This window comes from Yersinia sp. J1 (assembly GCF_050586585.1).
Lineage (GTDB): Bacteria > Pseudomonadota > Gammaproteobacteria > Enterobacterales > Enterobacteriaceae > Yersinia > Yersinia entomophaga.
On the sequence record NZ_JBOBDP010000001.1, the window covers coordinates 178,283 to 203,316 of the forward strand.

The window sequence follows — 25,034 nt, forward strand, 5'->3', positions numbered from 1 at the left end:
GTATTTTATTGACGAAAGTCATAATGTCAAAACAACAGAAATTACATAACTTATTGATTTTAAATTTAAATTAGTGTTTATTTCCGTTGGGGGATAATGTGTTGATATTAATCAGTATCACGCAGCGCTGTTTGTTATATAAACAGTTAAATATCTGAGTAAAAGGAAAGAGTTAAATTCTATTTGTTTGACAAGTTTGCTTTAAATACTGACTTAAGGTTTATTTGTCATATGAAAGTGAGGCAAGTTACTTTTGTCTGACAATATAAAAGGCGAGTTTTAGTGCTTAAAGGTGTCTGGCAGTAATAAATGTTAAAATAATTTACTTTTCAAACCGACTGTTCGAACATTTAATAAACAACCATTAAAAGTGAAGTGCGTTTTTTATAGGCAGGAAGTCATTAACCATAATATAAAAAAGGTTATTTAATTATGCCGTCAATCGGGTGAAAATTTAATCCCTAACTGAAAAGTAAAGTACGTGATGATATTTATAATTTGCTATTTTGGCAGAATGAGGAACGGATAAAGTCAGTTAATCAAACTCAGTTCTACCGTCGGATAGAAAAAGGGGGAATTCATTCGCTAAACGGTACTTTCGGCTCAAAGATCGCCAAACATCGAACATGAGAGCCGCGTTTGCTAACTATTGTCGTTTAACTGTGGATTTCTATGCTGGTTTCGTTAAAGAACGAACGGAAGGAGCCATCAGGCTGGCGGTCGGTGACCAGAGTATCAAATAGCGTCAGTGGCCCAATACTGGCAGGTTTGATTTGGCCGAATTTACTGTGATCGGCTACCAGAATCTTGCGCTGAGATTTGTTCAGTGCGCGCTGTTTCCACGGAATTTCGTCGAAGTTAAAACAGGTTGCGCCGAATTCAATGCTCACTCCGGCGGCAGAGATAAAGGCTTTGTTCGGGCAAACGTTATCCAGCTCGTTATGCTGGCCGATGGGTGAGAAAATATAGTTGTTTGGCTTGAATTCGCCGCCGCACAAGATCACTTTGCAGTTCGGTTTATCTTGAAGCGAAAGAAAGGTATTCAGCGAATAACAGAGGGCAGTGAAGGTCAACTCTTCGGGAATTTCGTCGATAATTAGTGGGATAGTGGTGCCGCAATCAAAGAAAATTGTGTCGTTTTCTTCAATGAGCTGCGCGGCCAGTTGCCCAATTTTGCGCTTTTCCTCTACCTGTTTTGCCTGCTGATCGGAAACAAAATAGTTGTTAGCGCTGTTCGACTTGGGATCCATCACCACATAACCGCCCAGTAGAATCACGGCAGAAGGTTCCGCACTAAGATCCCGACGGATTGTCATTTCTGAAACTCGGAGCAAACTGGCCGCGTCTTTCAAATGAATTTTGTCGGAACGTTTTAAAGCGTGAGTCAGTTTATTAATACGTTCGGCACGGCGAGTTTCCATTAACGCTTCCCAACAAAGTAAACCCGGCCTAAGCCGGGTTAAAGATAATTAGTAGCTGGACGCAGCCGCTTGCTGGCCAGATACGATGGCTACACCTGAACTTGTACCAATTCGCGTTGCGCCGGCCAGAATCATTTTCTCGGCAGTTGCGCGGTCACGCACGGCACCTGAAGCTTTAACACCCATATCCGAGCCTACCGCAGCACGCATCAATTTCACATGTTCTTCACGGGCGCCGCCGGTGCTGAAACCTGTAGATGTTTTCACAAAAGCAACGTCAAGTTCACGGCACATTTCGCAAACTTCAACGATTTGCTCATTGCTGAGCAGGCAGGTTTCCAATATTACCTTCAACGGAATAGCGGCGCAAATATCGCGTACGGCTTTAATATCTGCTTTAACTTCAGCGACTTTACCGCTTTTTAACCAACCTACATTAATCACCATATCAATTTCTTGTGCGCCTGCTTCGATAGCCGCCTTGGCTTCAAATACTTTGCTGGAAGTCAGACCTGCGCCCAGAGGGAAGCCAATCACCGAGCAAACTTTCACATCGCTGCCCTCAAGCTGGCTGGCTGCCACAGGAACATAGCCGGAGTTTACGCAAACGGCGTAGAAATGGTGTTGTTTGGCTTCTTCACACAGTTTGACGATCTGCGCTTCGGTGGCGTCCATGGCTAATAGGGTGTGATCGATATAATTAGCATAGTTGATAGTCATAAAAAATGTCCTTGGTTTGTGTAGGTAATATCATTTGTTGTGATAATAGTAACATTTAACGCAAATGACAACCTTTATGTTGTTAATGTCACATGTAAAAGCCATATTTTGTTATTTAAATAACATTTAGTGATGGTGTTAGTTCTTGCTATGAAAGAGATAGGAGATATAACCGGCTGATTTATGATGAGTTATCTTGAGAGACAGAGATTCTTGCGAGCAAACCGGCAGAGGTTCTGCCGGTAAAATGCGAACAGTTGGCAGAAATTAATCTTTTACCCAACCTTTACTGATAGGAAAAGAGAAGCAGCGTTGATAAAGATTCGCCAATCCTTTCGCGATGTTATCGCCAAACAGATTCCACAGTAACTGTGAAAATAAGCAGCCGACGATTGCCACCAAGAAGCCACCGACCATATCTAACGGCCAGTGTACACCAAGGTAGATCCGCGACCAGGCTATGGCCAACCCGACGATCAGCAAGGCAATGCCGGACCAAATCCGATGCCAGCATAAAAAGGCCAGCGCAAAGGTAAAGATGGCGGTGCCATGGTCGCTGGGGAAGGAGCTGTCCGGTGCGTGGGGTAAAAAGTTATAGCCGAAACCATCGACAAAGGGGCGATTATGCGGGAATAACATACCGATACAGACCGATGAAAGCATTGCAAAAATCAGCGCAATGGCGGTTTTACTGATGGTCTGACGCTGTAGCGACATTTGTTCTCGCGGGCCCCACAGCCATAGGCCGATCATCAGTAATGGAATGATGCTGATCAGATCTCTGGCAATAAAAATGGCGAACTTCACCAACCACTCGGGTGAATTGGGCGTGGCGTTAATCAGAGAAAACAAAAAATGATTTAATTGTTCCATTACTCAGTACCTTAATGACGGTGGTCATAACCACTAATCAACCAAAAAAGAGCCAATTGGCTAAGCCAGACCCACCACCCAGCCCACAGGTTATGAGTCAGAAAATGTGCCCCGCGCATGACCTGACCGAATCCCATTATCATTCCCAAACATACGCCGACTATCCAGCAAAGCGTAGCAAGGCGAGGGCGTTCAGGATAAAACAGGAAGAATACGGCCATCAGCGCAAAACCGCTGGAGGCATGTCCTCCGGGGAAACAGTGACCGGGGCCTGCGCCAACCGGAGCTGTATCCATTAATATGTAGCTGACGGCTTTTCCACCGTATTCCACCAGATCCCAAGGACAGGAATGAGCGCTGGTAGACTTCAATATCCCAATAACCAAAGGGCCAACGCCGATCAGCATCGTGGTCACCACCAGTCGAAAATTTCGGCGATAGACTCCCCAAAATAGCGAGCAGACGGCCGCGCTGATAATCGTGATTTTTAACAGCCGGTGATTGAACAAATCTAACCAGTAGTTATGTTCCCAAGGGAAACTCTGGGTTTTTGGATCAAACCAATAGCCACTTATCAGCAAGTCGAGTTGTTCATTACGAGATAACCACAGAAACACCAATCCGCTGATTGTTAACCCAAAAACCTGCCAAAGGTAAAAGGATAACGGCAATGAGTAAAGGGGGTTTGTCCTAATTATCACTCCCGTTGAGCCTTGATTTAATGATGATGGAGTGTTTTCACTGTTCTTCACGGTTAATCCAGCAGGATATTCATAATAGTCCCACTGTAATAATTCTATATTAAGAAAGCCTTAGGGCGCTTCTGACGCAGATAGGAGCCGTTTTAGAAAAGGGAATCAGCGTGTTAGTAACGCTAAGGATTAGGGCGAGAGAAATGAGCGTGCAGCCAAGGGAAAAGGGCTGATTACTTTGAAAACCGGGCAAATTAACAGGATAATAAACGCTGAAAAACGACTAAGAAGAAGATGTGATGCGTCGATTAAACAAAACTTTCGTTCCTTTGTACGCTATCGGTATTGCCTTATTGAGCGCCAGTGCTGCTGCGGAGCGAGTTAGCATAACGAAACCTTTCGTGTGCCCTGATATTTCACCCTTGCCACAGCATGTAACAAGTGAAGGTAATCTGGTGATCGATGGGCAAACCTATTATCTTTGGAATCCTAACGCAGCTGCGGCTTCAGCGCCTTTGACCAATACCATCTGGTCATCTGCTGACGGCAAGACCGAAGTTGATATTATGCAGTATCGAGACGGACGTTTTCAGCAGGCATTTATTTCGTTCTCTACCAACATTCGGAAACTGCCGTTTGGTGAAGATCCAGAGAGATATATCAACGGAGAGAGAGATTCCTACATGGACGGTGGACAGGGTTGCCATAACTGATCGTCAGTCATTCAGCCGAATCGCAGCCGCCGCACGGCGGTTTTTTTGTGCCTGAGCAGAGGTGTTTAGCTACGCTGCCGCCAATTTGCCGCCATTAAGCTGAATCAGTATTTAATCTTGTTGTTTATAGGGTTACTTTATTTCAGACAAGAAAAAACCCGATTAGTCTTGAACCTAAGAAGGCGGGACTATCGGGCTCCTCAATATGGGGACATCAAAGAAAAGCAGTGGCACTAATTCAGACTACGGCTAAACCATTAAGTTCTTACCGAATGCGAAAAATATAAAATTTATTGTACCTTCACCGAAAATAGATCGGCGCTATCCCCAAATTCCCGGCCAGATAATCACAATCAGCGAACCGGCCAGGGTCAGTAATACGTTAGCAATGGCGTAAGTGCCCGCGTAACCCAACGCTGGAATGTTACTGCGGGCCGTGTCGCTGATAATGTCCATCGCAGGGGCGCAGGTTCTGGCACCCATAATTGCTCCGAATAATAGTGCGCGGTTCATTCGTAAAATATAGGCACCGAACAGGAAGCAGATAATGACTGGCACCAGACTGACTATCAGGCCGGATATCAGCATTTGCCCACCCACGGCACCCAGACTGCTATTAATACCGCCACCGGCGCTCAGACCAACGCCAGCCATAAACACCATCAGCCCAAACTCTTTCACCATATTGAGCGCACCCTGCGGGATATAGCCGAAAGTCGGGTGGTTGGCTCGCAGGAAGCCCAGCATGATGCCGGCCATCAGCAAGCCTGCTGCGTTACCGATACCGAAACTGAAATTACTGAATTGGAAGGTAATCAGACCAATCATCAGGCCAATAATAAAGAAGGCACAGAAAGCCAGCAGATCGGTGACCTGACTATGAATGGAAATAAAACCGATTTTTTCCGCAACGCTTTTGACCCGACGGGCATCGCCGCTGACCTGCAAGACATCGCCTTTATTCAATACGATGCTGTCATCTATAGGCATTTCAATCTGGCTGCGAATAACACGGTTAAGGAAACAGCCGTGATCGGTCAGTTTCAAATGACTCAGGCGTTTACCTACCGCATTACTGTTTTTGACCACGATTTCTTCGGTAACAATACGCATATCCAGAAGGTCGCGGTCGAAAACTTCTTTACCGTTACGGAAACTGGGATCGAGGCGCGAATGAGCATCCGGGTAGCCAACTAGCGATATTTCATCGCCAACCTGTAACACCGCATCGCCGTCCGGATTAGCCAGAATGCCGTTGCGGCGAATACGTTCGATGTAACAGCCGGTCTGACGATAGATTCCCAGCTCGCGTAAATTTTTGCCGTCGGCCCAGGCTACCAGTTCCGGGCCGACGCGGTAAGCGCGGATCACGGGCAAATACACTTTACGCTGGCTATCGGTATCCAGACCGCGCTCACGGGCAATTTGCTGGGCGCTGGTCGGCAAATCCTGGTGTTGCAGTTTTGGCAGATAACGCGCGCCAAAAATCAGGCTAACCAAACCGATCAGGTAAGTTAGGGCATAGCCGAGGCTCAGGTTATCCTGTGCGTGTTGCAACGTCGGGTTATTGGCAATGGTATGGCGTAGGGTGTCTCCGGCACCGACCAGCACTGGCGTCGAGGTCATAGATCCGGCGAGCATACCGGCGGTGAGGCCAATGTCCCAACCGAACAGTTTACCCAACCCAAGCGCCAGAACCATGGCGCTTCCGACCATTACCAGCGCCAGCATCAGGTAGTTTTTGCCATCACGGAAGAATATAGAGAAGAAATTTGGGCCCGCTTCGACGCCGACACAAAAAATAAATAGCATAAACCCGAGGTTCAGGGCTTCGGTATTGATAGCGAAATGCTGTTGTCCCAATAGTAGAGAAACAACCAATACGCCGATAGAGTTACCTAACTGGACCGAGCCCAGCCGTAATTTACCGAGGCACAACCCCAGCGCGAGAACTACGAATAACAGCAGAATGTAGTTGCCGTTTAACAGATTTGCGACGTTTATATTCACGGAGGATAACTTATTGTTTAACCTGAAGTAGATAACGCTAAAAAGGGTTATGTGACCCGGTAATATCTGCATTCGTTGCCAGATAAATGCCTTCAGCAAAATCTGATGCATGTAACGGCAATGGCGGTGGTTATTCTAGTCTGTCCGAGGGATTACAGCCAGTAGTAAGCGGGGAAATCGGTGTTAGCGGATAAATATGCTTTTAACGGGGAAATTAATAGCGGGATCGGCCAAAAAATCAGGCCTTATCTGTGGGATTTTCGTGATTTTATTTTGAAGTTTCATGAGAGCGTTCAAGCCAAAATACAGAGAGGGTGCCGAAGCTCCCTCTCTTTATCGCACCTAAGCCATCAATTAATGGCTTAGGTATCGCTATTATTTGAACAGATTCAGATGTTCTTTAGCGTAAGCTTCAAAATCAGTGAAACCACCGATGTGTTTTTCATCGATAAAGATTTGCGGTACGGTTTCAACCGGCTTACCGACAGTTTTTTCTAAATCGGCTTTGGTGATATTTTCCGCATGAATGTCGATATAGTTGAAATCAAAATCGTCACGCTCAGCTTTCAGTTTTTCGGCCAGCTCTTTGGCACGGACGCAGTAAGGGCAACCAGGACGTCCGAAAATTACAGTAAACATGCAAAACTCCTTGATTATATTGAGTTAATCACTTCGTCTGCCAATCAGTGTATCTTCGATTGCTGAATGACTTGTCGCGTATTACTCACTTTCATTGGGTGTTACTATGCCCGTTGATGAGACGAAAACAAAGTAGGAATTGCCTGTTAATCCGATTATCCGAACCTATTTATATCCGTCGATTCTTTGGCTTAACCGATTATTTACATTCATTGAGTGTTGTAGCATTGGCGGATTCAACACCTTTGGCTAAATCTTATAAGTAGTTGTACAGGAGGAAAAGATGCGTGCTTTAGGCGATATGCCCAAAATGGTGATTATTTTGGAAGCCTTGGGAATGTTATTACTGGTGCTGGCCTATTTAAGTATCAATCATTATGTCACGCTGCCCGCTGGATTAAGCGAGCCTAGCGTCGCGATTATGATGATATTTATTGGTATTGGGCTAATGGTTCCAGCCGCAGCCTGCATAGTCTGGCGTGTGGCGCAGGGTTTTGGCCCGCTATTGGGAATGAATGGGATCGATAAAAAAGACACCGCCAAAACGGCAGATAAAGAGGAGAAAAAGCCTTAATCCCTGATAACGATAATGACAAAGACTTCTTTTTCCTGTTGTTTGCGTATCTCTTCGCATATTTCGCAGATAGTCACGGCTTTTGCTGTCAATTAGTCTGGATTGGTCATGGCGCTAACGGCGAATATTCCGTAAGCTATGCCACTTTTCTTGTTGCAAGAATCGTGAGGTAGGTTGCTATGGATTCACTCATCGTCCCGGATTTAGCCTTATTACGGCGTTGGCTGGATCAGTTAGGGATCTCGTTCTTTGAATGCGACTCATGCCAGGCACTGCATTTGCCCCACATGCAAAATTTTGAAGGCATATTTGATGCCAAAGTGGACCTGGTAGATAACGTTATTCTCTTCTCTGCGTTAGCTGAAATCCGGCCTACGGCGCTGATTCCGCTTGTTGCGGATTTAAGCCAAATCAATGCCAGCTCGTTAACGGCCAAGGCCTTTATTGATATTCAGGATGATAATCTGCCGAAGTTGATTGTTTGCCAGTCGGTGTACATCACCCAAGGTATTACGCTGGAGCAGTTTGGCCACTTTATGCAGCAGAGCGAAGAGCAGGTTTCGATGATTATTCTGGAAGCCCGAGCAAACGATCTGCTGTTCATCGGTGAAACCGAAGAGGAAGAAGGGCAGGTCGTGCCGACCTCTTTCCCGGTTATTCACTGATTTAGCTGGCCGCCATCCCCGGCGGCATGCTGTTTTTCATTTTTCCCGCCATAAGATCCTCTGCTTTTTACCCTAGTTTGCCAGATATTTAGCGCCGTTTATGCCACAAGTGGCGAATTACATAGATTAACTATGCATAAAAAGTCGATAAAAGGCGTTTTTTACGCTGGATACTGGCTCGTATAACTATCAGGGGTTATGCTTTATGCTCTGCAAAGGGCATATGATTACCCCCGCAAATTCGTGGTTATTGACGCTTAATCAATAACTCACTCCAGTGCATAGCCATGCATAACGAGTTTGTGGCAATAGCGCTCGATCAGGAAAGGTGTTGTACCCGTCGGGTACAAATTCAATTCTATGATTTACCCTGTTCTGGAGGAGTTCACGGATGTTCACCCAACGTAAAAAATGGTTATCGGGTGTTACTGCAGGCCTGCTTATGGCCGCGTCCGTCTCAGTTTCTGCTGAGGAAAAAATACTGCACGTTTATAACTGGTCTGATTATATTGCCCCAGACACGCTGGTAAATTTCCAAAAGGAAACCGGCATTAAAGTGGTTTATGACGTGTTTGACTCCAACGAGGTGTTGGAAGGGAAGTTGATGGCGGGGAGTACCGGATTCGATCTGGTGGTGCCTTCGGCCAGTTTCCTTGAGCGCCAATTATCCGCCGGCGTATTTAAGCCGCTGGATAAGAACAAACTGCCTAATTATAAAAATATGGACCCGGAATTACTCAAACTGGTGAGTCAGCACGATCCGGAAAATAAATACGCGATCCCTTATCTGTGGGCGACTACTGGCATTGGTTACAACGTTGATAAAGTGAAAGCGGCGCTGGGAACCGATGCGCCAATCAACAGTTGGGATTTGGTGCTGAAACCGGAAAATCTGGAGAAATTGAAAAGCTGCGGAGTGTCCTTCCTCGATGCTCCAAGTGAGATTTTTGCCACTGTGCTCAATTATTTGGGCAAGGACCCTAACAGCAGCGATGCCGCTGATTACACCGGCCCGGCAACAGATTTGCTGTTAAAACTGCGGCCAAATATTCGTTATTTCCATTCTTCCCAATACATTAACGATCTGGCTAATGGTGATATTTGCGTAGCCGTTGGTTGGGCTGGTGATGTTATGCAGGCCTCAAACCGAGCAAAAGAGGCGAAAAATGGCGTCAATGTGGCTTACAGCATTCCGAAAGAAGGGGCTTTGGCATTCTTCGATGTTTTTGCCATGCCTGCGGACGCTAAAAATCAGGATGAGGCTTACCTCTTCCTCAACTACCTGATGCGCCCGGAAGTGATCGCCAATATCAGCAACCATGTGTTATACGCCAATGCCAATAAAGCCGCGACGCCTTTGGTGAATCCGGACGTTCGGGATAATCCGGGGATTTACCCGCCGGCGGACGTTCGCGCCAAAATGTTCACCCTGAAAGTTCAGTCGCCAAAAATTGATCGGGTGATGACTCGCGCCTGGACTAAAGTCAAAACAGGTAAGTAATACCGTTGATTGAGCCGTTGGCTGTTTTCAGCGGCCAATCTGGTATCACCTAAAATGATGAGGGGAGAAACAGTAGGGAAACCGGCTGTTTCTGTTGCTATTTTGTGCCGCATTATGATGTGGCCTCTTCTGCTTCTACGGAGAGCACGCAGAGTGAATGATGTAATTTCCCGTCCGCCGTTGAAATCCCTGAAGGCGTTTACCCCTTTATTGGAAATTCGCAATTTAACCAAAATCTTCGACGGTCAGGCGGCCGTGGATGATGTCAATCTAACCATTTATAAAGGCGAGATTTTTGCTTTGCTCGGCGCGTCCGGCTGCGGAAAATCGACGCTATTGCGGATGTTGGCGGGTTTTGAGTTGCCGACTCAAGGGCAGATTGTATTAGATGGGCAGGATTTGTCCCATGTGCCGCCTTACCAACGGCCAATTAATATGATGTTTCAGTCTTATGCGTTATTTCCTCATATGACCGTCGAGCAGAATATTGCCTTTGGCCTAAAGCAGGACAAATTGCCGAGTGGGGAAATTAAAAGTCGGGTAGAGGAAATGCTGGCGCTGGTGCATATGCAAGAGTTTGCCAAACGTAAGCCTCATCAATTATCTGGCGGCCAGCGGCAGCGGGTGGCGTTGGCGCGTAGTCTGGCTAAGCGACCCAAGTTACTGCTGCTGGATGAACCAATGGGCGCGCTGGATAAAAAACTGCGCGACCGGATGCAGTTGGAAGTAGTGGATATTCTGGAACGGGTTGGCGCGACCTGCGTGATGGTGACTCACGATCAGGAAGAAGCCATGACCATGGCTGGACGTATCGCGATTATGAATCGCGGAAAATTTGTGCAAATCGGTGAGCCGGAAGAAATTTATGAACACCCGAACAGTAGATTTAGCGCCGAATTTATAGGTTCAGTGAATGTCTTTGAGGGCGTGCTTACGGAACGCCAGGAAGATGCGCTGGTTATTCGCAGCCCTGGCCTGCGTCATCCGTTGAAAGTGGATTCAGACGCTTCTGTAGTCGACGGGGTGCCGGTGTTGGTTGCCCTGCGGCCAGAAAAAATCATGCTGTGCGAAAGCGTGCCGGAAGCTGGTTTTAACTTTGCGGTAGGTGAAGTGGTACACATTGCCTATTTAGGGGATTTGTCGATTTACCATGTCAAACTCCATAGTGGGCAAACTATTAGCGCCCAGCTGCAAAACGGCCATCGTTATCGTAAAGGTATGCCAACCTGGGGCGATGAAGTGCGTCTGTGCTGGGAAACGGATAGCTGTGTGGTGCTGGGGAGCTAGAAGATGATACCTAATTCGGTTCAAGCAACGCCGGAGCCACCAGCCCGCCAATCCGGTGTGTTAATCGCTCGCCTACAGCGTTGGCAAATGGCTCATGGCCGCAAACTGGTGATAGGTTTGCCCTACCTGTGGCTGTTTTTGCTGTTTATGCTGCCTTTCCTGATTGTATTTAAAATCAGTCTGGCTGAAATGGCCCGTGCGGTTCCTCCTTACACCGATCTCATGACATGGATGGATGGCAAGCTGGATATTTCTCTGAATCTGGGAAATTACCTGCAATTGCTCGACGATCCTCTGTATATCGACGCCTATTTACAATCTTTGCAGGTGGCCGGTATTTCCACCTTGTGTTGCCTGATCATTGGTTATCCGTTGGCCTGGGCGATTGCTCACAGCAGTCATTCGACGCGTAATATTCTGTTGTTATTGGTGATTTTACCTTCGTGGACGTCATTTTTGATTCGGGTTTACGCCTGGATGGGGATTCTGAAAAACAACGGTATTTTGAATAACGTGCTGATCTGGCTCGGCGTTATCGATCAGCCTTTGGTCATTTTACATACCAATCTGGCGGTATATATCGGCGTGGTTTATGCCTACCTGCCATTTATGGTGTTGCCGATTTATACCGCGCTAACCCGTTTAGATTATTCGCTGGTGGAAGCGGCCTCCGATCTTGGAGCCAAACCCTTTAAAACGTTCTTCAGCATTATTGTACCTTTGACCAAAGGCGGCATAATCGCCGGATCGATGCTGGTGTTTATTCCGGCGGTAGGGGAATTCGTTATTCCCGAACTGTTAGGGGGCCCAGACACCATCATGATTGGGCGCATTTTGTGGACCGAATTCTTTAGCAATCGTGACTGGCCGGTCGCTTCCGCCGTAGCAACCGTCATGCTGTTACTGTTGATCGCACCGATCCTTTGGTTCCATAAACATCAGAATAAAGAAATGGGAGGTCAAGGATGAATAACCTACCTGAGGTTCGTTCTGTCTGGCGACGGGTGATTCTGGTGGTGGGATTCACCTTTTTGTACGCGCCTATGCTGATGCTGGTGATCTATTCATTTAACAGCAATAAGTTGGTGACGGTGTGGGGCGGTTGGTCAACCCGTTGGTATACCGAATTATTCCATGATTCTACTATGTTATCGGCAGTCGGGCTGAGTCTGACCATTGCGGCGGCTTCGGCGACGATGGCGGTGATACTCGGCACTATCGCTGCTTTGGTAATGGTGCGTTTTGGTCGTTTTCGCGGCTCTACCGGTTTTGCCTTTATGTTGACTGCACCGCTGGTGATGCCGGACGTGATTACCGGGCTGTCTCTGCTGCTCCTGTTTGTTGCGATGGGGCACGCTATCGGCTGGCCGGCGGAGCGCGGCATGTTCACCATTTGGCTGGCCCACGTCACCTTCTGCACTGCTTATGTCACTGTGGTCATCAGTTCGCGACTGCGGGAGCTGGATCGTTCCATTGAAGAGGCCGCGATGGATCTGGGCGCCACGCCGCTAAAAGTGTTTTTTGTTATTACCGCTCCGATGATCGCTCCGGCGTTGATCTCAGGCTGGCTATTGGCTTTTACGCTGTCGCTGGACGATCTGGTTATTGCCAGTTTTGTTGCCGGGCCGGGGGCTTCGACGCTGCCGATGTTGGTATTCTCCAGCGTGCGTATGGGGGTGAATCCGGAAATCAACGCATTGGCAACGCTGATCCTGCTGGTGGTCGGGATTATCGGGCTGATCGCCTGGCGAATGATGGCGCGCTCGGAAAAGCAGCGATCGCGTGAATTACGCAAAGCCGCCCATGGCTGAAATTTCCCAAAGCTGCTAGGCTTTCTCTCGATCGCATGCCGTCTGCGGGCGGCGTTAATGTGAAAGATAACATCAGGTTGCGGGAGAGGGTGGATGAGTGTCAGTCTGGGAGAAGGGCAAGCCAATATGAAAGTTTCCGCAGCCACGCCAGTCGCCGTATTAGTCGGCGGCACCGCCATTATCGCGACTCGGGTTTTAGGCCTGTTGCTGCTGGTAGCCGAACTGGGCATGGGCGGAATGCAGCTTTTTATCGCGGAAAATCTGCAAAGTTGGGATTCTGGCCTGATCTTGCTGGCTAGTCTGGGGCTGGTTTTCCTCGAAATTGCCTGCGGACGAGCTGTCATCCGTCGTAAGAACTGGGGTCGTTGGTGCTATCTGCTGTGCCAGATTGTGGTGGTAGTTTATATGCTGCTGGCTTCACTGGACTGGTTGTATGTTGATGTATTCCGCATTGAGGGCGAAAACGAAGCCGAGGTGTTCCACAGTCTGTTAATACAAAAAATCCCCGACGTGGTGATTATGGGTCTGTTGTTTATTCCTTTCCATTCGAAGCGTTTTTTCCGCCAGTCAAAATGAGTGTTTCCCGACGCGGGGTGGTACAATCCGCCCCCATTGGCGGCCGAGAGCGCTGCAAATCTCAACGTAATAAATCATAACGGTCAATATTCATGCATTGCGCACAGTATACGGCGGGCAGCTGCCGTTCCTGTCAGTGGTTGGAGAAAGATTACTCCCAACAACTGGCGGATAAACAACATCATTTAGAAAATCTGCTGGCCGGGCAACCGGTAGCTCAATGGCTAACGCCGGTTTTCGGGCGTGAAAGCGCTTTTCGTAATAAAGCGAAAATGGTGGTTAGCGGCAGCGTAGAGCGTCCGTTATTCGGTATGTTGCATCGGGACGGAACGGCGGTGGATCTGAGCGATTGTCCGTTGTATCCCGCCAGTTTTGCTGCGGTATTTGCCGTTTTGAAGGTTTTTATCGCTCGTGCCGGTTTAACGCCCTATAACGTGGCGCGCAAGCGCGGCGAGTTAAAATTTCTGCTGTTAACCGAAAGCACCGTCAGCGGCGAGTTGATGCTGCGCTTTGTGCTGCGTTCGGAAACTAAGGTAGAGCAGTTGCGGAAAACCCTGCCGTGGCTACAGCAACAATTACCTCTGCTACGGGTTATTTCCGTCAATATTCAGCCGGTGCATATGGCAATACTGGAAGGGGAGCAGGAAATTCCGCTGACGGAGCAACAGGCGCTGGAAGAACGCTTTAATCAGGTGCCGCTGTATATTCGGCCGCAGAGTTTCTTCCAGACCAATCCTGATGTGGCCGCCGCACTGTACGCCACGGCCCGCGATTGGGTACGTGAGCTGAATATTGGTAGCATGTGGGATTTATTCTGCGGCGTCGGCGGTTTTGGTTTGCACTGCGCTACGGCGGAAACTCGTCTGACCGGCATTGAAATCAGCGCTGAAGCTATTGCCTGTGCGCGACAATCAGCGGAAAAACTGGGGCTGAAACAGGTCAGTTTTGCCGCATTGGATTCCACACGTTTTGCCACCGGCGAGACGGAAGTGCCGGAATTGGTACTGGTCAATCCGCCACGCCGGGGCATCGGCGCCGCGCTTTGTGGTTATCTTAGCCAAATGGCGCCGCCGTTTATTCTCTACTCCAGTTGTAATGCGGAAACCATGGCCAAAGATATCGCTGCGCTAGCGGATTACCGCATTGAGCGAGTGCAGTTGTTCGATATGTTTCCTCATACCAGCCATTATGAAGTGATTACGCTGCTGGTGCGGCGCGAGCCAACGGCTTGAGTTTCGAAAAGCTTAAGTGCTGAATCATAGAAAAAGCCGAAAATCATTGTTGAAATCCGGCTTTTTATCTCTGTAATTTCTCTGGAATATCAGGCAATTCTATTGATTGCAGGAATTATTGCGGGAACCATTTGTCATTAATGGTTTTATAAGTGCCGTCCGCCTTCACTGCATCAATCGCTTTATTCAGTTTGCCCAACAGCTCGGTATTCTCAGGGCGTACTGCAATGCCTAAACCTGTGCCGAAGTATTGTGCATCGGTAACGTGCTCTCCTACGGAAGCCAATTCAGGGTTACTCTTCAGCCATTCGTTGACCACGGCGGTGTCACCGAATACGCCGTCGATACGGCCATTTTTCAGATCTAAAATGGCATTCTGATAGCTGTCGTAAGACACGGTCTGAATTTCAGGATGCTTTTCCTGCATGTATTTCTGGTGTGTAGTACCGTTTTCCATTCCGAGACGCTTGCCTTTCAAATCGGCCAGAGAGGTGAACTTGCCTTTATGGGCAATCACAATCGCGGAGTTGGCGTAGTAAGGCTGAGTAAACGCGACCTGTTTGCTCCGCTCAGGCGTGATATCCATTCCAGAAATGACAGCGTCATAGCGACGAAATTTTAGCGCAGGAATCAGGCTGTCAAAGGCCTGATTGGTAAAGGTACAGTTGGCTTCCATTTGTTTACACAATGCTTTTGCCAAATCCATATCGAAACCTACAATCTCATTATTGGCCCCCATAGATTCAAACGGTGGATAGGTTGCCGAGGCGGCAAAACGAATGGTTTCCGCAGCGCTAGCGCTAAAGGCCATCCCGGTCAGAATTGTCGCCAGTAATATCTTTTTCATGCCTAAACTCCTGTCTGAAAGTCTTTAATAGGGTGCAACATTACTTATTGATTTTATTACCGCTAAGGAACTTTTAGCGGTGTGAAATACCATAATCAATTGGAATTACATTGCCACCTTGTGAATTAATATGCAAGAAAAGTGATTAAAAATATAATAAAAAAATCAACATAATCCTCTTCGCCAAAAGCGTGTTAAAAATGCCGCAGTGGGAAAAATGAGCTTGGCAATAATCAGGGGGGGAATTGCGTTTTTGACGTGGGATTTATTCTTGACATGAATAAAAAACCCCGGCAGATACCGGGGTTTCAAAGTGCAGTGATTTAAGGCTTAATTACGACGTTCGAAGGCCAGCGCCCGACGTTCAACCAGACGCATCAGTAGAGTCAGCAAGCCGTTAACGCACAGGTAAACAATACCTGCCGCGCCAAATACCATCACGTCGTAGGTGCGGCCATACATCAACTGGCTGTAACCCATCACTTCCATCAATGTAATGGTGTATGCCAGTGAGGTACTTTTAAACACCAACACTACTTCGTTGGAATAAGACGACAGAGCGCGTTTAAAGGCGAACGGCAGTAAAATCCGCAGCGACTGGCGTTTGGACATTCCCAACGCTTCGCAAGACTGCCACTGACCGGCAGGAATTGCCCGAACCGCTCCATGGAACAGCAGTGTGGTATAGGCCGCGCTGTTCAGCGCCAGTGCGATCATGGCACACAGCCAGGGTTGCGAAAGTACATGCCACAGCCACGGATATTCGCGGATCGCCGGGAATTGGCCGGGGCCGTAGTAAATCAGAAAGATTTGTACCAGTAACGGCGTGCCGGTGAACAACGTGATGTAAATCTTCACCAACTGCGTGGCTATCGGGGTTTTCAGCGTCAGAATGATGGTGAAAATCAACGACAGTACCAACGCCACCAGCAGCGAAACAAAGGTCAGCGTCAGGCTGGTATGCAGCCCTTTTAGGATCTCAGGTAAATAATCAAACATCAGGATGGGCTCCGTTCAAAACGCGTGGTACGGAGTTCAATCAGCTTGATTACATACTGACTTAGCAGAGTCACCACCAGATAAATTGCAGCGGCGATCATATACCAGGTAAAAGGTTCCTGTGTGCGCGTCGCGATGCTTTTGGTCTGCAACATCAGGTCATTTACGCTAATCAACGACACTAACGCGGTGTCTTTCAGTAAAACCAACCACTGATTACCCAGCCCCGGTAGGGCGTGGCGCCACATTTGCGGCATAATCAGGCGGAAGAAGATCGTCGCCTGACTCATTCCCAGAGCCTGCCCGGATTCCCATTGACCGGCAGGAATCGCTTTGAGCGCGCCGCGCAGCGTTTGCGAAGCATAGGCAGAATACAGCAACGCCAGCGCAATCACGCCGCACAGGAAAGGGCTGACCTCAAATGTGTCGATATTCAGCTTCACCGGCAGTTCGAACAGATAGAAATTCAGAGTGAAGCCGTCTGACAGCATCATCAGTAATTGTGATGAACCGAAATAGATAAATAGCACGACCAGAATCTCTGGCAGGCCGCGTAGCAGCGTAACCCAGGCGGTGCCCAGATAGCTGATGACCTTCCAGCGGGAGGATTCCCAAACGGCGAACAACATTGCCAGAATGAGGCCGAGAACCAGTGCGCAAACGGCAAGGCCGACGGTCATGCCGGCGGCGCTTGCTAAAGGTTGAAATTCATTCATGGGTGCTTAAGTTACTGTTGGAACCATTTTTTGTAAATTGTCTGATAGGTGCCATCGGCTTTCACTTTCGCCAGTGCCGCATCTAACTTACCCAGTAATTCGGTATTGTTCTGACGTACCGCGATGCCCAGACCGGTACCGAAATAATCCGCATCGGAAATTTTGTCCCCGACCGGCATCAGTTCATGACTCTGCTTCAGCCACTCGTTGACCACTGCGGTATCACCGAATACTGCGTCCAGACGGCCATTTTTTAGATCCAGAATTGCATTCTGGTAGCTGTCGTAAGGCACTGCGGTGATTTCAGGGTGCTTTTCCAACAAGAATTTCTGATGCGTTGAGCCGTTTTGCATGCCGACGCGTTTACCTTTTAGCGCGGCCAGATCGGCGATTTTGCCTTTCTGAGCGATAAACAGCGCTGAGTTATCGTAATAAGGTTTGGTGAACGCAACCTGTTTTAGACGCTCAGGCGTAATATCTACGCCGGAAATCACTGCGTCGAAACGTTTGAATTTCAGGCTCGGAATCAGACTGTCAAAGGCCTGATTGGTGAAAGTGCAGTTAGCCTGCATCTCTTTGCACAACGCATTGGCCAGATCGATATCAAAACCCTGCATTTTATTATTAGCATCAATAAACTCGAACGGCGGGTAAGACGCTTCCGCCGCAAAACGAATGGTTTCAGCCGCAGAAGCAGACAGACTGATACTGGCAAGGACCGCTGCAATTAATAATTTTTTCATCGAAAATTCCCAATTAGATATCAATGTGACAGATAGCTGGCAAAAGCTTCGGTGTGAGGCTGGGCGAAATGACTGGCATCGCCTTGTTCCACTACGTGACCGTTTTCCATATAAACCACCCGACTGGCAGTTTTACGGGCAACTTCAACTTCATGTGTGACGATAACCTGAGTGATACCGGTCTCGGACAGCTCGCGAATTATGCTAACAATTTGCGCGGTAATTTCCGGATCAAGCGCCGCCGTTGGCTCATCAAACAACAGAACCTGTGGCTCCATCATTAATGCTCGCGCAATGGCCACTCGCTGCTGTTGCCCCCCGGAAAGATGCAGTGGGAAACGGTCGGCAAAGTCGGTCAGCCGTAAACGGGACAGCAATTTTTTCGCGCGCGCCATCGCCTGATCTTTAGATAGACCAAGCACCCGACAAGGCGCTTCAATCAGGTTTTGCACCACGGTCAGATGCGGCCAGAGATTATATTGCTGGAATACCATGCCTACATTCTGACGCAGTTCGCGGATCGCTTTCGCGTCAGGAGCTTGGGTAAAGTTAAAATGGTTACCCGCGATCTGTAATGTCCCAGAGCGTGGCATTTCCAAAAGGTTGAGCACGCGCAGTAAAGAACTTTTACCCGCGCCGCTAGGGCCCAGCAAAACCAGGGTTTCCCCCGCTGGACAGTTCAATGTGATGTCGAACAGCGCCTGATGTGCGCCGTAGTAACAGTTAATTCCGTTAAGTTGAATACTCATGCGCCAAATCTGAATAGCCAATGATGCGGGGAATGTTAACTTCCGCGGCATACTTATGCAATCTTTGTGCGTTAAAATTTATTAATAACCGGTTGGAACCCGCAAAGCTAGCATAACCTCTGGGTTTATTTCCCGTGGAGAGGAATTTGTCGTGTGGTGAATAAAACTGGCAGAGAATTCACTGAGGCGCATAAATGGCTGCCACCAGTGGTGCGATTCTCCGGCCAGTTTATTGTCTGAGCTAGCGCTGACCCAACAGCTGGCGCAGAGAGCTGGCTGGAGCATTGGCCCCCATAAAGCGAATATCGTCTACTACCCAGCAACTGCCTTCTCGTACCATCAAAACTTCATCCTGCCAGCGAGATTCCTTACCGTCCGGCGCGCGGTGTACCAGAGTCACTCGTAGCGGTATATTTTTGGCATCGGTGTTGGGAATGGTGGAGGCGCTGGCCACATCTGCGTCACTGACGCCGGCGTAAACGCTGGCGATGGCCTGATCGGCATGGGTGGTCGAACGGTTAGCGCTCTGCGTCTGGCGCGCCTTTTGAATATCCTGATACAGAGCCTGACTCAGGAAAGGACGCAGTTGTTCTGCGGAATAATTAGCAGACGCAGTGCCCGCAGCGCCCATTTGCTGTACGCGTAAGTTATAGAACTGTTCAGCGACTTGATCCGGGCCGCCTTCCACGCAAGGGCCGTTGCGACTGCCGATATCCTTAAACGCAGGTGTAACGGGAGTGGTACAGGCACTCAGCAGTAACGCCAAGGGTAATACCAGTGCAATATTTTTTTTGTTCATTTTATTACCTATGTGAAATGCCAGACATGCAACTCAATCATGCAGTTAATATAGTATAAATTTATTTTTACGGATGAACTTAGGGTGCGTCTTATTTACTTGGAGTTCATGTTCATGTTGTTATAAATATCTATCTGAAAATGATATGTACCGCCTATTATTTGGGCGATTTAGGGTTTTTATCTTTGGTTTAAGGAATATGCCATGCAGTTATCTACCACTCCGACGTTAGAAGGTTTTACCATCACTGAGTATTGCGGTGTGGTCACCGGTGAAGCCATTCTGGGCGCGAATATTTTTAAAGATTTCTTCGCCGGCGTGCGGGATATCGTGGGAGGCCGCTCCGGTGCCTATGAGAAAGAATTGCGGAAAGCGCGACAAATTGCCTTTAAAGAACTGCAGGAAGAGGCCGTGCAGCTCGGAGCCAATGCCATTGTAGGCATTGATATTGATTATGAAACCGTAGGAAAAGATAGCAGCATGTTAATGGTTAGCGTCAGCGGCACAGCGGTTAAAGTATCCCGTTAGTGGTTAAATTGGCTTGGTAATCCGAATTGTTTGCTGATCGTGTCGGTATAGAATAAAAAGGTAACGAATATTTTACCTTTTTATTCAACTTATTAGGTTAATTCATTTAACGCATTCCTCTTACTCATACCTATTAACGCGAAACGCGAAATTAGTTTTTATTAGGTAAAATCCGGAGGAAACCGATAAGGATATCGAGATGAAACAATGCTTCTGGATGCTGTTTATTATGCTGTTGGTACCGTTTCATGCGCTGGGGGCTGTACAGGAAGACAAGGCTTTGGTTGACCAAGGGAGTTTTATGTTGAATGACTCTCGTCAGGCAATGGGCGTCGATCGGCGGATTCGCTTTTTGGTTTTACATTATACGGCACTGAATTTTCCTGAATCCCTTAACGTGCTGACAACCGAACAGGTCAGCGCGCACTATTTGGTTCCAGCTTATCCTCCCCGAGATCACCATAGTGGTAAACCCGTCGCCTGGCAGCTGGTTCCCGAGCACCTCAGAGCCTGGCATGCCGGAGTGAGCAGTTGGCGTGGGCGAACTAATCTCAATGACACCTCTATAGGCATTGAACAGGTAAACCCGGGATTCACCAGTACCCTGTTGGGGAAGATACATTGGTACCCTTACACACCTCAACAAATTGAACTGGTCACTGCTTTGGCACATAAAATTATCGAACGTTATGAAATAGAGCCACGTAATGTTGTTGCTCACAGTGATATTGCGCCACAGCGTAAAGAAGATCCGGGGCCTTTGTTCCCTTGGGAGCATTTGGCGAAGCAAGGGATTGGGGCGTGGCCGGACGTCGCGGATGTTCAATATTATCTGGGGAAGAGGCGTGCAGATCGGGCCGTGCCAGTAATGCCGCTATTAGCTAAACTCAGCTGTTATGGTTATGAAATCACGCCTGATATGACGCCGGAACAGCAGAGAAGAGTGATTAGCGCTTTCCAGATGCATTTTCGGCCCTCGGATATACGCGGTCTGCCTGATGCGGAAACCGAGGCGATAGCCGATGCATTATTGGTTAAATATCATAAGCCTGAGGAAAATAAGGATGTCGAGCTTCGGATGAGTGAGTCTGCGCTCAATAGCGTGAGTGCCGAGTGCGATAAACTCTAAAAGTGTCGCGAAAAAGCAGCGTAGCCCGTTGGTTTCGCTGCTTTTCAGTATTACCCTCGTAGCTTTCCGTGTTCTTTCAGCCAGCGAGCAGTGCGGTTAATGCTTTCATCCAAAGAAACCAGCGAGCGATAGCCCAATTCTTTTTCTGCCCGGCGGGTATCCAAAGTCAGATCGAAGTTGAGCTTGGCGACGCCGTAGTGGGTCAGAACCGGCTCTTTTTCGCTTTTATTCCCCATTCTTTCCATGGTACGCGCCATCACGTCCAGCATTGGATAGGGAATCGAACGAATGCGGCACGGCATATCCAGCGCGTCCAACAGCTGCTGAACGATGGTGCGCAGCGGGCGCGGCTGCTGATTGGTGATATTGTAAGCGCGGCCAGATTCAGTGGTGGTGGATTGCGTCGCCAGCCACATGGCGTGAACGGCGTTCTCCAGATAGGTCATATCCACCAACGCTTCGCCCCCGCGTGGCAATAACAAGGTGCCGTAGTGCTTAATCATGTGTAATAAGCGCGGTAGCATCACTTTGTCATGCGGACCAAACAGCCCCTGTGGGCGCAAAATGGTAAAGTGGGTTTGCGGGTTAGACAGAGCCAACTGCCGGATCACTTCTTCCCCCGCAGCTTTACTGCGGGCAAATTCGTTAGCAAAACGCGCCGGTCGGAAATCTTCCTGAATATTTCGGTGATGGTGATAATCGAAGTAAATCGCTGGGGAAGAGATATGAATAAAATTCTCTACCCCGTAAGCGGTTGCCCATTCCCCCAAACGGCGAGTCGCGCGGACGTTCGCCAGTTCAAAAGCCTGCTCGGTACCCCAAGGGGAAGTGAAGCTGGAGCAATGCCAGAGCGTATCAACATCGGCCAGCATGGCTTTGGCCTGCGATGAAACCAGATTCGTTAAATCGGCATGAATAAATTCAGCGCCCATTTTTTCCAATAGGCTACCCATGGCCTGATTACGACCGGTTGCTGTCACTTTGATACCTTGACGGCGGAGATATTCAACGGCGTTTCGGCCTAACCCACTGGTTGCGCCGGTGACCAATACCTTCATAACGAATTCGGTTCCCACCAAAAATCAGAGTGCTGGCGGCAATATCATGCGCGCAGCAAATAAGGTGCCATTCTTTCGTGAATTGATGCGCTATGCAATCAGAAAGGGCTGACTAAGGGTTGCAAACTGTGTGGTTGATCGACAAATGCGCGCTATTTGTGCGCTTCCCGATCGTATTGCTCGGCCAGTTGCGCAATTCTCTTCGCCATGCCACGAAAAATAAACAGGTGAGCGGGCATCATAACGAACCAATACAGCAGTCCGCTGAAGCCTGCCGGATGCCACCAGGCCCGAACATCAAAGCGGCGTTTATCCCCTAAATCTTTGATGGTAAAGGTCAGTCGCCCCAATCCTGGCGCTTTCATACCAAACATCATGGCCAGTTGACGCAGTGGTTTTATCGTAATCACCTTCCAGCCATCGACTAAATCACCTAATTCCAGCGTTGGTCGGTCTGGTCGGCCGTAAACGACGCCTCCGCCTGCCAGATCGTCCATCCAGGCGCGGGTTTTCCACAGCGGATTACCGTAAAAATAGCCTTCCGGGCCACCGATTTGCTGCACGACATGCCACAAAGCTTCGCTGGAAGCTGTGGTATTTAATTGGCAACCGGCCTGTTTGGGATAAAAGCCGTAACCGGGACGCCAGCGGGCGCGGGCTTCCGGATCGTAACCCCAATCGGCGGAGTCAACGACTTTGTCTTCCTGCCGCAGGGTTTCCCGCACCGCATCGTCAAAGCTGATTAAATTCTGCGGTATTAATGCCTGTAACGGAGCGCCGTCTGCGGGTAAGTCATGATTCAAGCCCTGAATCAATGCGCTGGCAATACTGGTCGGCACCGAGGTAATCATGCTGATAAAATAGACCGAAATAAAACGGGTCGGCAGCGGAATCGGGATCAGCCAGCGACGTTTACCGCTAATGGCAATAAAGCGCTCAAACAGGGTCTGATAACTGATGTATTCCGGTCCGGCGACGTCAAAAATGCGGTTTTCATCAGAGGGATAATTCAGTATTTCCGTTAGATAAACTAATAGGTTATCCAGCGCGATAGGGGATGACTTGGAGCGAACCCAGCGCGGCGGCGTCAAAATTGGCAGGTTGTACACCATATCGCGCATCACTTCAAAAGCCGCTGAACCGGGGCCGACAATAATGCTGGCACGTAACTCAGTGACAGGTACGCCGCTTTGTCGCAGTAAATCGCCAGTCAATTTTCGGGCGACCAAATGTGGGGAACTGTTTTCCTCCGGTTGCAATGCTCCGAGGAATATCACCTGTTTTACCGAGGAGTTTTTCAGCGCTAGCTGCAAGTTACTGGCGGCCTGTCGCTCCTGTTCTACCAAGTCCTCGCCGTCGCCCATGGCGTGAACCAGATAGTAGAGAACGTCAATATCCTGTAGTGCGTGACATAGGGTCTCCGGCTGATACAGATCGGCAAAACAGCAGCGAACATTCGGCCACTGTTGTTCTTCCAGCCATTCAATTCGACGTGCAGCGGCGGTAACCTGATGCCCTTGCTGGCAAAGGCGTGGAATTAAATGCTGGCCGATGTAGCCACTGGCACCTAACACTAAGATTCGTTGTGGTGTCATGATAGTCACTCGGTAAGGTTGGCGGTAACAGAATCGATATCTTGGGCTGTTTCTGCCGAAATAGAAATGCCCTGGCGACAGAATATCACCAAGGCGACGTAGACAAAAAATATTATTAATTTCAGTTATGTAATGTCAAAAACTCATACCACAGTGCAACCACTCGTTCTAAATCACTTCGGCTAACGTCCAAATGCGTAATCATGCGGGTCACTGGCCCGGCGCTGATTAACACGCCGCGCTCACGCATCCACGGCCCCATTTGGGCCGCCAGCTCTGCCGACTGGCGAATGTACAATATATTGGTTTGAGCGCCGGGAGCGATAATCTCTACGCCGATATCCCGCAACTTTTGCTCCAGCCACACTGCGTTGTCGTGATCCTGCTGCAAGCGCTCCACGTTATGCTGCAAGGCGTAAAGTCCTGCAGCCGCCAGAATACCGGCCTGACGCATACCGCCGCCGGTCATTTTGCGCCAACGTATAGCGCGCTTAACGTATTCTTCGCTGCCGCACAGTAAGGAACCGACCGGTGCGCCCAATCCTTTGGAAAGACAGAGAGTCAGGGTATCGCAATACTGGGTGATTTCCCGTAGCGGAACCTTTAGCGCCACTGCGGCATTCATAATGCGCGCCCCATCAATATGTAAAGCCAGATTTTTTTCGCGGGTCAACGCCCATGCCTGTTGCAGATAACTGATGGGCAGCACGCGGCCGCTGTGCGTATTTTCCAGACTGAGCAGACGGGTTTGAGCAAACAGAATGTCATCAGGTTTGATGGCGGCCAGTACTTTATCCAACGGCAAACTGCCGTCGTCATTGGCATCCAGCGGTTGCGGCTGAATACTGCCTAAAACCGCTGCACCGCCCGCCTCGTACAGATAATTATGGGCTTTTTGTCCCACAATATACTCATCGCCACGCTGGCAGTGCGTTAGTAATGCTACCAGATTGGCCTGAGTCCCGCTGGGTAAGAATAATGATGCCGCTTTGCCGGAGAGCCGCGCTCCCTCGGCTTCCAACGCCTTGACTGTTGGGTCCTCGCCGTACACATCATCGCCCACTTCGGCATTGGCCATTCGCTGACGCATGGCAGGAGAAGGGCGGGTTACTGTGTCACTACGCAGATCGATATACATATCGTGAAAGCTCTTGATA

At 48.8% G+C, this 25,034-nt stretch carries 26 protein-coding genes; 11 read left to right on the plus strand and 15 right to left on the minus strand.

The features are described from left to right. Positions 1 to 656: 656 nt before the first annotated feature. The 4 genes from deoR to ACQ4OC_RS00825 form a co-directional block, all read right to left on the minus strand. Entirely contained in the window at positions 657 to 1,421 is a 765-nt protein-coding gene (gene deoR, locus ACQ4OC_RS00810) for a DNA-binding transcriptional repressor DeoR (protein ID WP_064512802.1), read from the minus strand. Positions 1,422 to 1,469: 48 nt separating this feature from the next. Further along, entirely contained in the window at positions 1,470 to 2,141 is a 672-nt protein-coding gene (deoC, locus tag ACQ4OC_RS00815; RefSeq protein ID WP_430970850.1) for a deoxyribose-phosphate aldolase, read from the minus strand. A gap of 267 nt (positions 2,142 to 2,408) precedes the next feature. After that, the gene (gene ybjG / locus ACQ4OC_RS00820; RefSeq protein ID WP_064512805.1) at positions 2,409 to 3,014 is read right to left on the minus strand and encodes an undecaprenyl-diphosphate phosphatase; all 606 of its coding nucleotides are present in this window, start codon (positions 3,012 to 3,014) and stop codon (positions 2,409 to 2,411) included. 11 nt (positions 3,015 to 3,025) lie between these two features. After that, positions 3,026 to 3,685, minus strand: coding sequence for a phosphatase PAP2 family protein (locus ACQ4OC_RS00825; RefSeq protein ID WP_430970975.1), 660 nt, complete (start codon positions 3,683 to 3,685; stop codon positions 3,026 to 3,028). 320 nt (positions 3,686 to 4,005) lie between these two features. On the opposite strand from ACQ4OC_RS00825, the gene ACQ4OC_RS00830 reads away from it, so the two are divergent. After that, on the plus strand, positions 4,006 to 4,419 hold the full coding sequence (locus ACQ4OC_RS00830; protein ID WP_120806002.1) for a hypothetical protein: 414 nt from the start codon (positions 4,006 to 4,008) through the stop codon (positions 4,417 to 4,419). Between the two features lie 321 nt (positions 4,420 to 4,740). Here ACQ4OC_RS00830 and ACQ4OC_RS00835 read toward each other — a convergent pair whose 3' ends face one another. Together ACQ4OC_RS00835 and ACQ4OC_RS00840 are read right to left on the minus strand one after the other, a co-directional pair. Then, positions 4,741 to 6,429 carry an aspartate:alanine antiporter gene (locus ACQ4OC_RS00835; RefSeq protein ID WP_049596833.1) on the minus strand — a complete coding sequence of 563 codons (1,689 nt, stop codon included), beginning with the start codon at positions 6,427 to 6,429 and terminating at the stop codon, positions 4,741 to 4,743. A 375-nt stretch (positions 6,430 to 6,804) separates the two neighbouring features. Then, on the minus strand, positions 6,805 to 7,068 hold the full coding sequence (locus ACQ4OC_RS00840; RefSeq protein WP_064512811.1) for a GrxA family glutaredoxin: 264 nt from the start codon (positions 7,066 to 7,068) through the stop codon (positions 6,805 to 6,807). A 283-nt stretch (positions 7,069 to 7,351) separates the two neighbouring features. Between ACQ4OC_RS00840 and ACQ4OC_RS00845 the strand changes: the two genes are divergently transcribed. The 8 genes from ACQ4OC_RS00845 to rlmC all read left to right on the plus strand — a co-directional run bounded on the left by ACQ4OC_RS00845 (position 7,352) and on the right by rlmC (position 14,714). Further along, a complete protein-coding gene (locus ACQ4OC_RS00845) occupies positions 7,352 to 7,642 on the plus strand; it encodes a YbjC family protein (RefSeq protein ID WP_120806004.1) in 291 nt (96 codons plus the stop codon). A 179-nt stretch (positions 7,643 to 7,821) separates the two neighbouring features. Then, positions 7,822 to 8,307, plus strand: coding sequence for a YbjN domain-containing protein (locus ACQ4OC_RS00850; protein ID WP_064512815.1), 486 nt, complete (start codon positions 7,822 to 7,824; stop codon positions 8,305 to 8,307). A 391-nt stretch (positions 8,308 to 8,698) separates the two neighbouring features. Continuing rightward, positions 8,699 to 9,808 (plus strand): spermidine/putrescine ABC transporter substrate-binding protein PotF, encoded by a 1,110-nt coding sequence (gene potF / locus ACQ4OC_RS00855; protein WP_430970851.1) that lies wholly within the window; start codon positions 8,699 to 8,701, stop codon positions 9,806 to 9,808. Between the two features lie 153 nt (positions 9,809 to 9,961). After that, the gene (potG, locus tag ACQ4OC_RS00860; protein WP_064512819.1) at positions 9,962 to 11,095 is read left to right on the plus strand and encodes a putrescine ABC transporter ATP-binding subunit PotG; all 1,134 of its coding nucleotides are present in this window, start codon (positions 9,962 to 9,964) and stop codon (positions 11,093 to 11,095) included. Positions 11,096 to 11,098: 3 nt separating this feature from the next. Further along, on the plus strand, positions 11,099 to 12,064 hold the full coding sequence (potH, locus tag ACQ4OC_RS00865; protein ID WP_430970852.1) for a putrescine ABC transporter permease PotH: 966 nt from the start codon (positions 11,099 to 11,101) through the stop codon (positions 12,062 to 12,064). Next, entirely contained in the window at positions 12,061 to 12,906 is an 846-nt protein-coding gene (potI, locus tag ACQ4OC_RS00870) for a putrescine ABC transporter permease PotI (protein ID WP_064512822.1), read from the plus strand. Before potH ends, potI begins: the two co-directional genes overlap by 4 nt. Positions 12,907 to 12,999: 93 nt before the next feature. Then, positions 13,000 to 13,482 (plus strand): YbjO family protein, encoded by a 483-nt coding sequence (locus ACQ4OC_RS00875; RefSeq protein ID WP_084414268.1) that lies wholly within the window; start codon positions 13,000 to 13,002, stop codon positions 13,480 to 13,482. Positions 13,483 to 13,574: 92 nt separating this feature from the next. Beyond that, positions 13,575 to 14,714 carry a 23S rRNA (uracil(747)-C(5))-methyltransferase RlmC gene (gene rlmC, locus ACQ4OC_RS00880; protein ID WP_064512824.1) on the plus strand — a complete coding sequence of 380 codons (1,140 nt, stop codon included), beginning with the start codon at positions 13,575 to 13,577 and terminating at the stop codon, positions 14,712 to 14,714. Positions 14,715 to 14,829: 115 nt separating this feature from the next. On the opposite strand, the gene artJ (ACQ4OC_RS00885) is transcribed toward rlmC, so the two are convergent. From artJ (ACQ4OC_RS00885) to ACQ4OC_RS00910, 6 genes are all read right to left on the minus strand, one after another. Further along, positions 14,830 to 15,561, minus strand: coding sequence for an arginine ABC transporter substrate-binding protein (artJ, locus tag ACQ4OC_RS00885; RefSeq protein WP_120806008.1), 732 nt, complete (start codon positions 15,559 to 15,561; stop codon positions 14,830 to 14,832). Positions 15,562 to 15,891: 330 nt separating this feature from the next. Next, entirely contained in the window at positions 15,892 to 16,560 is a 669-nt protein-coding gene (artM, locus tag ACQ4OC_RS00890) for an arginine ABC transporter permease ArtM (RefSeq protein ID WP_064512828.1), read from the minus strand. After that, positions 16,560 to 17,276 carry an arginine ABC transporter permease ArtQ gene (gene artQ / locus ACQ4OC_RS00895; protein ID WP_064512830.1) on the minus strand — a complete coding sequence of 239 codons (717 nt, stop codon included), beginning with the start codon at positions 17,274 to 17,276 and terminating at the stop codon, positions 16,560 to 16,562. The genes artM and artQ overlap by 1 nt, the downstream gene beginning before the upstream one ends. 11 nt (positions 17,277 to 17,287) lie before the next feature. After that, positions 17,288 to 18,019 carry an arginine ABC transporter substrate-binding protein gene (gene artJ, locus ACQ4OC_RS00900; RefSeq protein ID WP_064512832.1) on the minus strand — a complete coding sequence of 244 codons (732 nt, stop codon included), beginning with the start codon at positions 18,017 to 18,019 and terminating at the stop codon, positions 17,288 to 17,290. Between the two features lie 20 nt (positions 18,020 to 18,039). Then, positions 18,040 to 18,768 carry an arginine ABC transporter ATP-binding protein ArtP gene (gene artP / locus ACQ4OC_RS00905; protein WP_120806077.1) on the minus strand — a complete coding sequence of 243 codons (729 nt, stop codon included), beginning with the start codon at positions 18,766 to 18,768 and terminating at the stop codon, positions 18,040 to 18,042. Between the two features lie 241 nt (positions 18,769 to 19,009). Then, positions 19,010 to 19,567, minus strand: coding sequence for a lipoprotein (locus tag ACQ4OC_RS00910; protein ID WP_064512834.1), 558 nt, complete (start codon positions 19,565 to 19,567; stop codon positions 19,010 to 19,012). Between the two features lie 204 nt (positions 19,568 to 19,771). On the opposite strand from ACQ4OC_RS00910, the gene ACQ4OC_RS00915 reads away from it, so the two are divergent. Further along, a complete protein-coding gene (locus tag ACQ4OC_RS00915) occupies positions 19,772 to 20,095 on the plus strand; it encodes a heavy metal-binding domain-containing protein (RefSeq protein ID WP_064512836.1) in 324 nt (107 codons plus the stop codon). Between the two features lie 199 nt (positions 20,096 to 20,294). Beyond that, positions 20,295 to 21,224 (plus strand): N-acetylmuramoyl-L-alanine amidase, encoded by a 930-nt coding sequence (locus ACQ4OC_RS00920; RefSeq protein ID WP_120806010.1) that lies wholly within the window; start codon positions 20,295 to 20,297, stop codon positions 21,222 to 21,224. 50 nt (positions 21,225 to 21,274) lie between these two features. On the opposite strand, the gene ACQ4OC_RS00925 is transcribed toward ACQ4OC_RS00920, so the two are convergent. From ACQ4OC_RS00925 to ltaE, 3 genes are all read right to left on the minus strand, one after another. After that, positions 21,275 to 22,282, minus strand: coding sequence for an NAD-dependent epimerase/dehydratase family protein (locus ACQ4OC_RS00925; protein WP_064512840.1), 1,008 nt, complete (start codon positions 22,280 to 22,282; stop codon positions 21,275 to 21,277). A 152-nt stretch (positions 22,283 to 22,434) separates the two neighbouring features. Further along, the gene (locus ACQ4OC_RS00930) at positions 22,435 to 23,877 is read right to left on the minus strand and encodes a DUF2867 domain-containing protein (protein ID WP_430970853.1); all 1,443 of its coding nucleotides are present in this window, start codon (positions 23,875 to 23,877) and stop codon (positions 22,435 to 22,437) included. Positions 23,878 to 23,998: 121 nt separating this feature from the next. Beyond that, the gene (gene ltaE, locus ACQ4OC_RS00935) at positions 23,999 to 25,015 is read right to left on the minus strand and encodes a low-specificity L-threonine aldolase (protein WP_430970854.1); all 1,017 of its coding nucleotides are present in this window, start codon (positions 25,013 to 25,015) and stop codon (positions 23,999 to 24,001) included. Positions 25,016 to 25,034: the final 19 nt, after the last annotated feature.

Bases quoted from the DNA above. Each gene is read 5' to 3' on its own strand.
- deoR (WP_064512802.1), bottom strand. From the start codon at position 1,421: ATGGAAACTCGCCGTGCCGAACGTATTAATAAACTGACTCACGCTTTA.
- deoC (WP_430970850.1), bottom strand. From the start codon at position 2,141: ATGACTATCAACTATGCTAATTATATCGATCACACCCTATTAGCCATG.
- ybjG (WP_064512805.1), bottom strand. From the start codon at position 3,014: ATGGAACAATTAAATCATTTTTTGTTTTCTCTGATTAACGCCACGCCC.
- ACQ4OC_RS00830 (WP_120806002.1), top strand. From the start codon at position 4,006: ATGCGTCGATTAAACAAAACTTTCGTTCCTTTGTACGCTATCGGTATT.
- ACQ4OC_RS00840 (WP_064512811.1), bottom strand. From the start codon at position 7,068: ATGTTTACTGTAATTTTCGGACGTCCTGGTTGCCCTTACTGCGTCCGT.
- ACQ4OC_RS00845 (WP_120806004.1), top strand. From the start codon at position 7,352: ATGCGTGCTTTAGGCGATATGCCCAAAATGGTGATTATTTTGGAAGCC.
- ACQ4OC_RS00850 (WP_064512815.1), top strand. From the start codon at position 7,822: ATGGATTCACTCATCGTCCCGGATTTAGCCTTATTACGGCGTTGGCTG.
- potF (WP_430970851.1), top strand. From the start codon at position 8,699: ATGTTCACCCAACGTAAAAAATGGTTATCGGGTGTTACTGCAGGCCTG.
- potH (WP_430970852.1), top strand. From the start codon at position 11,099: ATGATACCTAATTCGGTTCAAGCAACGCCGGAGCCACCAGCCCGCCAA.
- potI (WP_064512822.1), top strand. From the start codon at position 12,061: ATGAATAACCTACCTGAGGTTCGTTCTGTCTGGCGACGGGTGATTCTG.
- ACQ4OC_RS00875 (WP_084414268.1), top strand. From the start codon at position 13,000: ATGAGTGTCAGTCTGGGAGAAGGGCAAGCCAATATGAAAGTTTCCGCA.
- rlmC (WP_064512824.1), top strand. From the start codon at position 13,575: ATGCATTGCGCACAGTATACGGCGGGCAGCTGCCGTTCCTGTCAGTGG.
- artJ (WP_120806008.1), bottom strand. From the start codon at position 15,561: ATGAAAAAGATATTACTGGCGACAATTCTGACCGGGATGGCCTTTAGC.
- artM (WP_064512828.1), bottom strand. From the start codon at position 16,560: ATGTTTGATTATTTACCTGAGATCCTAAAAGGGCTGCATACCAGCCTG.
- artQ (WP_064512830.1), bottom strand. From the start codon at position 17,276: ATGAATGAATTTCAACCTTTAGCAAGCGCCGCCGGCATGACCGTCGGC.
- artJ (WP_064512832.1), bottom strand. From the start codon at position 18,019: ATGAAAAAATTATTAATTGCAGCGGTCCTTGCCAGTATCAGTCTGTCT.
- artP (WP_120806077.1), bottom strand. From the start codon at position 18,768: ATGAGTATTCAACTTAACGGAATTAACTGTTACTACGGCGCACATCAG.
- ACQ4OC_RS00910 (WP_064512834.1), bottom strand. From the start codon at position 19,567: ATGAACAAAAAAAATATTGCACTGGTATTACCCTTGGCGTTACTGCTG.
- ACQ4OC_RS00915 (WP_064512836.1), top strand. From the start codon at position 19,772: ATGCAGTTATCTACCACTCCGACGTTAGAAGGTTTTACCATCACTGAG.
- ACQ4OC_RS00920 (WP_120806010.1), top strand. From the start codon at position 20,295: ATGAAACAATGCTTCTGGATGCTGTTTATTATGCTGTTGGTACCGTTT.
- ACQ4OC_RS00925 (WP_064512840.1), bottom strand. From the start codon at position 22,282: ATGAAGGTATTGGTCACCGGCGCAACCAGTGGGTTAGGCCGAAACGCC.
- ACQ4OC_RS00930 (WP_430970853.1), bottom strand. From the start codon at position 23,877: ATGACACCACAACGAATCTTAGTGTTAGGTGCCAGTGGCTACATCGGC.
- ltaE (WP_430970854.1), bottom strand. From the start codon at position 25,015: ATGTATATCGATCTGCGTAGTGACACAGTAACCCGCCCTTCTCCTGCC.